Source organism: Nevskia soli, assembly GCF_903970205.1.
Classification (GTDB): Bacteria; Acidobacteriota; Terriglobia; order Bryobacterales; family Bryobacteraceae; genus Bog-113.
Genome location: NZ_CAJCHS010000412.1, coordinates 1 through 3077, shown reverse-complemented (window position 1 = coordinate 3077; position 3077 = coordinate 1). Strand labels below are relative to the sequence as shown.

The window sequence follows — 3077 nt, the reverse complement described above, 5'->3', positions numbered from 1 at the left end:
AGGTACTGTTTTCCATCCAAAATGTAAGTCATCGGACCATTGGTCAAAGACTGAGTCATCCGAAAGTGCCACAGGATGGCGCCCGATGCCGGATCGAACGCAATCAGGTTGCCCGCGTAGTCGCCGGTGAACAGCAGGTTACCGGCTGTGGTAAGGATGCCGGGGCCGCCTAAGCCCGCATTCGCGACCGCTGAATACGGATGAGTCCATCGGGGTTGCCCCGTCTTAACATCAATCGCCTCGAGAACATGCTGGGACCACAGGCCGCGCGCGGAACCGCCATAGCCCTCCGGTTTCTCGTCCGTGTCGGTGAGAAAGGCCAAGCTATAGCCCTTAGTCGCATTGACATAGAACAGATTGGTTTGCGGGTCGAAGCTGGGAGCCATCCAGTTAGTGCCCCCTCCGCCCGGGATGTTGATGAGTGACCCGTCGACCGAGGGCTCCTTCTTCGGATCCGGGATCGGTTGACCCTTGGCATCGACGCCCTTGGCCCAATCGGTGCCGACGAACGGCGCGGTCCGGATACTCTTGCCGTTAGTGCGGTCCAGGACGAAGAAGAAACCGTTTCGCGCGGCCTGCGCGAGGTACTTGCCGGGCTTTCCGTCCAGATTGGCGTCGAACAGGACCGGCGTTTCCACGTTGTCCCAATCGTGCGTATCGTGCGGCGATGCCTGGAAATACCAGACGAGCTTGCCGGTGTCCGGATTGAGCGCGACGATGGAACAAGTCCAAAGGTTCGTGCCTTTGCGCCCTTGCCCGGCGTACACGGGATTCGGATTTCCGGTGCCCCAGTAAAGCAGATTCAACTCGGGGTCGTAAGTACCGGGCAGCCAAGTCATGCCGCCGCCATGTTCCATCGCGCCCTGATTGGGCCACGTCTCCGCGCCCGGCTCGCCGACTTTCGGCTCGCTGTTCCAGCGCCACTGCAGGTCCCCGGTCTCAGGATCGCGAGCTTCGAGATATCCGGGAACATCCATCGCATCGCCGCCCACGCCGACAATCACGTGATTGCCGACGACCATCGGGGCCATGGTGGTGAAGTACTGCAGCTTCTCATCCGCGACTTTCTTGCGCCATCGCTCTTTACCGGTGCTTGCGTTCAGCGAGATGAACCAGCCGTCAGGGCCGAGGAAGTAGAGCCAGTTCCCATACATCCCGACGCCGCGCTGGCCAACCAGATGTCCGCCTTTGTCTGCCCAGTCATAGCGCCAGATTTCTTCGCCGGTCCGGGCGTCAACCGCCCAGATATGGTCGGGAATCGTGAAGTACAGAACACCATTTACCATGAGCGGCGTCGATTTGATGGTCGGATCGCCTACCCCGCGTTGCGGACCGACAGTAGTGATTCGATACATCCATGCAACTGCGAGGGATCGAACGTTCGATGAGTTGATCTGCTTTAGAGGGCTATAGCGCTGGCCGGAGTAGTCGCCGTTGTAAGTTGGCCAGGTGTCGGTCGGGCGCTCGAGTAGCTTCTTGGGGTCAAGGAGCTGGGCGGATGCCGCTATAACCGATAACGCGAAAACGGCAATAAGCCGGAGTCTTCTCATTTAAGAGTTACCAGATACGCCGTCAGGTTATGCATGTCGGCGTCAGTATATTGATCGAGTAGCTGGCGATGGGCTTGTAACTTATCCTCGACAGTTACATGAAGTCCGGGCACGACTGTAAATGAGCGATAGTCACCGGCGCTATCTATCAGGGAAACGTTGAAGTCATCCATGCGCTTCAGGGTGCCGGAGACGGTTTGACCGGAAGGCAGTGTGACGGTTACATGTGTAACCGTAGGGTTTGCGGGATCGAATCCGCGCGCGCCCGGATAGAGGAAGGACTGCTGCAGATCGGCGGGCCGCATCTTCGAACCGATGTGCGCCAAGTCGCCCGTGACCGAGTGACAGGACGCGCACTTACCAGGACCGTTGAAGTAAGCTGCGCCGGCCGCGGCGTTTCCGGTGACCACGTTCTGAATCTGGTACGTGCCGCGATTCGCCGCCGCTTCCACGCGCACGTGCAGAAATTCGGCGATGTCGTAAAGCTGATCATTGGTCAGCGTGGAGAACGCCGGCATCCCTCTATCGGGGCGCCCGTTGTGAACGAACGGCCCGATGATCTCGCCCTTCTCATCGTGCAGGACGAGCGCGGAGCGGATCAGGTCCGGACCCTCCGCGCCATTAGCTTTCGCGCCGTGGCAGAAGGCGCAATTGGACGCGTAGAGTTTCTCGCCACGCGCGGCGGCAGCGGCATCCGGGGGCGGTCCGAGCCCGAGGAACTGGCGCATCTCTCCGCGCCCCGCGCGCCGCCCTTCGTTGGGCGGTGGAGGCTGTGGATTGGGGGCCGGCGGCGCCTCCTGCCCTCCTGAGAGCGCCTGTCCGAAACCGATGCAGAGAAGGAGTACGGCTGCTTGAATCGCTGGAATGCGAAGCGTCAAAACGGGACCCTTAAAGAATGTAGTCTACAAGGTCATCACACGCGGCGAGAGGACCGCGCCCGGCGAATCCATGTGACGATCGACCAGGCGCTGCCGCCGATGGAGATGACCACGATGAAGAGGACCAATCCTTCCACCCACGGTGCTTGCGCCATTTTCAGGATGCGCGGCCCGAAATGCACCGCGAGCGCGCCTTCGACGAGAAAGCGGACAAGCCGCGCGACCGCAATGGTGCCGAGCAGCCGCACTCGCGAATACCGGAGCGCCGCGGCGACAATCACGAACACCGTGAACGGAAATGGCGGCGGCATGATGGATGCCAGCGCAAGGACGAACCATGCGCGTTTATCCAGCTGCCGCTGCACATACTTCAGTTGCCGCTCCTTCACGCGTCCTTTCAGGCCGGCCTCCCCGCCTTTACGGCTGACGACATCGGTGATGAAGCACCCGAGAACCGATCCAATCGTGGCCATCAGGGCGTAGAGCAGCATCCAGTTGTGGTGTCTTGTCGTAAGCACGACTAACAGAAGGTCGTTTCCCAGCGGAAAGAACAGAAACGACGAATCGAGCGTGCCGAGCAATAAAAGCCCGAACGGACCCAGCGTGATGAAGAAGTGGGCGAGGTGATTGAGAAAGGAACTCACTCGAC

General features: G+C 60.2%; 3 protein-coding genes. All 3 read right to left on the bottom strand.

Going from position 1 to position 3077, the window contains the following annotated elements; translation table 11 throughout:
• Nucleotides 1-1550: acido-empty-quinoprotein group A (locus tag H1Y01_RS17750; protein ID WP_180541900.1), on the bottom strand; the 1550-nt coding region annotated here is incomplete at its 3' end.
• On the bottom strand, nucleotides 1547-2428 hold the full coding sequence (locus tag H1Y01_RS17745) for a c-type cytochrome (protein WP_219341668.1): 882 nt from the start codon (nucleotides 2426-2428) through the stop codon (nucleotides 1547-1549). The genes H1Y01_RS17750 and H1Y01_RS17745, both read right to left, overlap by 4 nt.
• Before the next feature lie 35 nt (nucleotides 2429-2463).
• On the bottom strand, nucleotides 2464-3077 hold a 614-nt coding region (locus tag H1Y01_RS17740), incomplete at its 5' end, for a YqaA family protein (protein WP_180541898.1).